Raw genomic sequence first — 5,776 nt, forward strand, 5'->3', positions numbered from 1 at the left:
ATCTTCAGCCTCAGGCAGCACCGCCACAGTGACAGTTGATGTGTGTATCCTGCCGGATGCCTCTGTTGCAGGAACACGCTGAACACGATGCACGCCGCTCTCATATTTTAATTTGCTGTATACGCCTTTGCCGGCGATAATGGCTATAATCTCCTTTAATCCGCCAATTCCTGTCGGACTGCTGCTTAAGATTTCCACCTTCCATTTTTGAACTTCGGCGTATTTTGAATACATCCTGAAAAGGTCGGCAGCAAATATTGCCGCCTCATCGCCGCCTGCGCCTGCCCTGATTTCAAGGAGTATATTCTTTTCATCATTTGGGTCTTTTGGAAGGAGAAGGATCTTGAGTTTTTCTTCAAGATTACTGCATCTTTCTTGCAAAAACGGCACCTCTTCCTTTGCCATCTGCCTTAATTCTTCGTCCTTACCCTCCAGAAACTCTTTATATTCCCTTAAGTCAATCTCAACCTTCTTATGCTCCTGATATACCTCAACTATTTCTGATATATCAGAATGCTCTTTTGAAAGTTTCCTAAACAACTCCTGATTAGATATGATACTAGCATCACTCAAGAGTTTGCTGATTTCATTATACCTTTTTTCTATTTCTTGCAGTCGTAAAAGCATAATAAATAGGCAATAGGCTATGGGTTATCGGCTATAGGCTAGAATCTATTTTTCTATTGCCTATAGCCTATTGCCCATAGCCTGTTTTTACAGTTTCCTAAATTTTTCCCTTATTTCATCAGGTCTGCCGCAGGTCATATCACCCTCTGTGCATCTGCCCTTGCTGACACAGCCCGGACCTGCCTTGCTAAATATGACAGGTGATTTTTCACGCGCCAACTTCAGCATCCTTGCTGCCATTTCCCTGATTTCCCACTGTGCCCTTTCGCAGCATCTTAAATGAAAGAAATGAAGAAGTTCCCTTGCATTCATTGTAACAATGATTTTTGTTGCCGCTGCGTTTGGCAGGACATATCTTGCGTCTTCAGCAGGTATGCCGATATCCACGAGTTTTTTATAGGCGTCCTGAATGGATTTGACAGTTTTTATAAAATCCTTTTTTGCCTTGGCATTTGAGGCAATAGTCTCAGGCATGATATACTCAAAATCTTTGCCGAATTTAACATACCTCTGGCTCTGTTGAGAATAAGAGGCAAGACGATGACGGACAAGTTGATGGGATGTCACCCTTGAGATTCCCTCTATCCCAAATGTAAATGAGGCATGCTCCAGAACTGAAAGATGCCCCATACTTAAAATCTTACCAAGAAATTTATTGTAAGATAATCCTTTAATTCTATCTTCTAACTCTGTGATTTTACTATCAGAATAACATAATCTGGCAGCAAGAACTACTGTCTTTTCTGGCTCTGGAGTAAAATTAAGGAGGGTTATATCCACCTGCCTTATCCCTTTACGCAGTTTTTTCGGCGGTTTTTTTGCTGTATTTCCTCTTAAATTTTTCTACCCTGCCTGCAGTGTCAACAAACTTCTGTTTTCCTGTAAAAAATGGATGGCAGTTTGAACAGATTTCCACCTTTATATTTTTCTTTGTTGAACGGCTTTCTACAACAAAGCCGCAGGCACATTCTATTGTTGTAATCCCATATTTAGGGTGAATACCTTCTTTCATTAGTCAAACTCCTGAATAATCTATTAATGTGTTAATACTAACAATAGTTAAAAAAAAATGCAAGAAGATTTTATTACCCCAACAATTACTCCAACAATTACTCCAAAAATCCTTGCCTTGTATATTATTTTCCTGTAGCATGAAAAACAGTTACAAAACTTTAAACTCTATGAACACTGGTATCTTCATAACATTTGAGGGGATTGAGGGGTGTGGAAAAACAACACAGATAAAGATGCTGAGGGAGTATCTTGAATCAAAAGGATGCAGCATAATTGTAACAAGGGAGCCGGGCGGAACAGGACTTGGTGAAAAGATAAGAACCATGCTACTTAACAGCGGCCACGAACCATTTACAGCATGGACAGAATTGTTTCTTTATGAGGCATGCAGATTACAGATAATAGAAGAGGTTATAAAACCTGCCCTCACGGAGGGGAGGATTGTTATATGTGATAGATACATAGATTCAACAACAGCATACCAGGGTTATGGCAAGGGTCTTGATTTACAAACTGTAACTTGGATAAACAAACTTGTTGCAGGAAGATTATTGCCTGATTTAACATTTATTATTGATTGTAATGTGGAAACAGGGCTAACTCGGGCATGGACAAGAATAAATAGTATAGGGGAAGCAGACAAAGAAGATAGGTTTGAAAAAGAGGGGGCTGCCTTTCATGAAAAGGTAAGAAACGGATATTTAAAGATTGCTGCAAATGAACCTGAGAGAATAAAGGTTATAGATGGAGAAAGAGAGATAGAGGCTATCCACAAGGATGTATGTGAAATGGTTGATAAAATATTACCTAAATTGAGCGATTAAATTAAATTCAAAACTGCAAGACACACAAGAATATCATACGCATCTTCAAGCATTATAACTCCATTCACCATTCATTTTAATCTTCCCTTAATCTTCTATTCTTATAATGGGTAGTGTCATCTGCATGGACACAATTTATAAAAGGATGAATCCGCAATGAAAAGGATATTGACAATATTCACAGCCTTTGTGGTACTGGCTGGTTTTTCAACTATTTCATACACTGAAGGAGAGAAAAATGAAATCACTCTGGAAGAGGCAATTGCCATTGCCATAAAAAATATGCCCGGCAGTGTAATGAAGGCTGAACTGGAAAAGGGTTACTATGAAATCAAGATTAAGACATCTGATGGATCAATAGAAAAGGTCTATGTAGATGCTATTGACGGAAGTATTTTGGAAAGATACAAAAAATCATCCAACAGAGATAAGGAAAAAGACAAGAAGAAATATTATAAAAGATGATCAAAGGCTCAAATCATGCAAAAAGATATGAAACATATAGAAAGTAAAACTCTGGTATGGGATATACCGACACGGCTGTTCCACTGGCTTCTGGTTGCAGTTTATATTACAGCATATCTTACATCAAGAGCCGAATGGTATCTGGAATATCATACGATCGCTGGATATATAGCAGGGGGATTGATTATATTCCGCATCCTTTGGGGATTTGCAGGCAATAGGTATGCCCGATTTTCAGAATTTATAAAAAACTGGAAAGAGGTCAAATCATTTATTGCAGGCGCCATATCATTAAAACTGCCGAGGTATATAGGACACAACCCTGCTGTCGGCTGGATTGTAGTCATTATGCTCCTTTTGACTGCTGCTATAGTCACTACTGGAATAATCACATACAGCGGAGAGGAAAACTCTGGAGTATTTGCAGGTATTTTTACCTATAAGATTGCAGAGATTGCCAAACTACTGCATCGCATTCTGGTTTACATAATAATAGCAATAATAGTCACCCATATCTGTGCTGCCCTTTTCCATGACTTTGTATTAAGGGAAAATATAATCCTTTCCATGATTACAGGTAAAAAAGAAAAACCTAAAATGTGGGAAGAAAGGGTTTCTCATATAAAGATAAGGGAAGGTCGTTCTATTGTCAGGCTTGCTGTATGGATTATAGTAACAATAATGGCTGGGATAGGGATTGTATTTATCCCTCCAGAGGGCAAGAAAGAGTTTTCAGATATTGGACAGTACAGGGTTACAGACGATAAAGGTTTTGTTGTAAAACTAGCGCTCAATAAAACATGGAAAACAGAATGTGCAGCCTCATGCCATAATGGCTTCCATCCAACCTTGCTTCCTGCTGTTTCATGGAAAAGACTTATGGCAAACCTTGACGACCATTTTGGCGAGAATGTGTCGCTTGATGAAACTACGCAAAAGGAGGTGATGGATTACCTTGCAGCATCCTCTGCAGAGCATTCCATGACAGAGGCGTCTCAAAAAATACTACGGTCTATTAAAAAAGGAGAGGCGCCTTTATCAATTACAAAAACTCCTTACTGGATAGACAAACATGCGGATATACCTGCAGAGGTTTATAACAGAAAGACAATAGTCAGCAAAGGCAACTGTACAGCCTGCCATCCGGGGGCAGAGGTAGGTTCGTTTGAGGATAAAGATATCCATATCCCGAAATAAAAAACAGGAGGTTCTAAATGAAAAAGATTATGTTCTATGCTTTAGGTTTAACTGTTTTGCTATTAGTTTCAAAAGAATTGCCTCTCCACGCAGGACAGTCCCTTAATCCACAGATGCAATCTCTTGTGGATTCATACATGACAGAGGCGAAAAAGAAAGAACCGGGATTAAAGTCATTTAGTGCAGAAGAAGGCAAAAAACTGTTTTACTCAAAAAGGCAGCATTCGGAAAAGAAAGAGGAGATTTCATGCACAAAGTGCCATACAGATAATCCTGCACAGCAGGGAAGGACCCCGGTTGGCAAGGTAATAGAGCCTCTATCACCTACAGTCAATAAAAACCGTTTTACTGACCCGAAGAATGTAGAAAAATGGTTTAAGAGAAACTGTGAAGGGGTTCTTGAAAGGGAATGCACGGCAAAAGAGAAAGGTGATTTTGTAACATACATGCTCTCACTATAATAAATCAAAAAAGGAGGAAGGTATATGAAAATCAAATTCGGAGTTCTGATACTTGCGGTATTTGTATTATCAATTATGACTCATCGTAATGCCTTTGGCGACGAAAAGGATAGATGGTATAAAGGAAAAAAAGGGGGGGGATCTAATAATTCTGGGGAATTATTCTCTATGGGTAAAATAGCAGAGAGGCATGAAGGAGATAAAGGGGGTGAAAGATATCTGCCCGTTGTGGATAATGTGATGTATAAACAGGAATGCTCCTCATGCCATTTTTTATATCAGCCAGGACTTCTTCCTGCAAGTTCATGGCAGATAATAATGAAAAACTCAGAAAGGCACTTTGGGGAAAATCTTTCACTTGATGAAAAAACAACAAATGAGATATTATCTTACCTTAATGCAAATTCTGCTGATAAATCTAAAAACAAAAGGTCATATAAAATAATGAATAGTATCGGTTCTTCCAGTCCAACAAGGATTACAGAAGTTCCATATATAGTAGATAAACACCGTGAAATTAAGCCGAATGTTTATAAACGGCAGGCTATCGGCAGTTTTGCAAATTGCGGGGCATGCCATAAGACAGCGGACAAAGGTGATTTTGGGGACAGTAATGTCGTTATACCAAAGTAGATATAAAGGTGATTGTATCCCTCTATAGGTGGGAAGTATTGTGCGGATAATACTCATTGAAGATCAAAAAGCCCTTGCCTCAATAATCAAGAAAGGACTGCAAGAAGAAGGCTATAGTGTTGATGCGGCTTATGATGGCGAGGAAGGGCTGTATCTGGCAGAAAATATGCCTGCAGATGTGATTATCCTTGATATTATGCTGCCAAAAATAGATGGTATTAAGATACTGGAAACTATAAGAAAAAAGGGCATCAAAACCCCTGTCCTCCTCCTTACAGCAAAGGATACAACATTAGATAAGATAAAGGGACTTGACACTGGCGCTGACGATTATCTTACAAAGCCGTTTGAGTTTGGAGAACTTCTGGCAAGAATAAGGTCGTTACTCAGAAGGGGAAAGGATGTTAAGAGTCCTGTTATAACCATAGAAGACCTTGAGATAAATACAGCAAGCCATACGGTAAAAAGAGGAGGTAAAGAGATTTTTTTGTCAGCAAAGGAGGACTCGCTCCTTGAATATCTTGCATAGAATAAAGAACGGGTTATTACTAGAAC

At 39.0% G+C, this 5,776-nt stretch carries 9 protein-coding genes; 6 read left to right on the forward strand and 3 right to left on the reverse strand.

Annotated features, from left to right (window positions below):
- The 3 genes from HZC45_07110 to rpmE form a co-directional block, all read right to left on the reverse strand.
- Positions 1–627 (reverse strand): PCRF domain-containing protein (locus HZC45_07110; GenBank protein ID MBI5682916.1); only part of this gene is annotated, 627 nt, incomplete at its 3' end.
- A gap of 87 nt (positions 628–714) precedes the next feature.
- A complete protein-coding gene (locus tag HZC45_07115; GenBank protein ID MBI5682917.1) occupies positions 715–1,407 on the reverse strand; it encodes an FAD-dependent thymidylate synthase in 693 nt (230 codons plus the stop codon).
- Positions 1,408–1,420: 13 nt separating this feature from the next.
- Positions 1,421–1,639, reverse strand: a complete 219-nt coding sequence (gene rpmE, locus HZC45_07120; GenBank protein MBI5682918.1) for a 50S ribosomal protein L31 — start codon at positions 1,637–1,639, stop codon at positions 1,421–1,423.
- A gap of 169 nt (positions 1,640–1,808) precedes the next feature.
- Here rpmE and HZC45_07125 point away from each other — a divergent pair, with 169 nt between their 5' ends.
- From HZC45_07125 to HZC45_07150, 6 genes are all read left to right on the forward strand, one after another.
- A complete protein-coding gene (locus HZC45_07125; GenBank protein MBI5682919.1) occupies positions 1,809–2,465 on the forward strand; it encodes a dTMP kinase in 657 nt (218 codons plus the stop codon).
- 156 nt (positions 2,466–2,621) lie between these two features.
- Positions 2,622–2,930, forward strand: a complete 309-nt coding sequence (locus HZC45_07130) for a PepSY domain-containing protein (GenBank protein ID MBI5682920.1) — start codon at positions 2,622–2,624, stop codon at positions 2,928–2,930.
- A gap of 27 nt (positions 2,931–2,957) precedes the next feature.
- Complete coding sequence (locus tag HZC45_07135; protein ID MBI5682921.1) at positions 2,958–4,127, forward strand: cytochrome b/b6 domain-containing protein; 1,170 nt, start codon at positions 2,958–2,960, stop codon at positions 4,125–4,127.
- A gap of 17 nt (positions 4,128–4,144) precedes the next feature.
- Positions 4,145–4,588, forward strand: coding sequence for a DUF1924 domain-containing protein (locus tag HZC45_07140; protein ID MBI5682922.1), 444 nt, complete (start codon positions 4,145–4,147; stop codon positions 4,586–4,588).
- A 24-nt stretch (positions 4,589–4,612) separates the two neighbouring features.
- On the forward strand, positions 4,613–5,221 hold the full coding sequence (locus HZC45_07145) for a diheme cytochrome c (protein MBI5682923.1): 609 nt from the start codon (positions 4,613–4,615) through the stop codon (positions 5,219–5,221).
- Positions 5,222–5,261: 40 nt separating this feature from the next.
- Positions 5,262–5,750 (forward strand): response regulator, encoded by a 489-nt coding sequence (locus HZC45_07150; protein ID MBI5682924.1) that lies wholly within the window; start codon positions 5,262–5,264, stop codon positions 5,748–5,750.
- The last annotated feature ends 26 nt before the right edge of the window (positions 5,751–5,776 follow it).

Source organism: Deltaproteobacteria bacterium (assembly GCA_016223005.1).
Taxonomy (GTDB): domain Bacteria; phylum Desulfobacterota; class GWC2-55-46; order UBA9637; family GWC2-42-11; genus JACRPW01.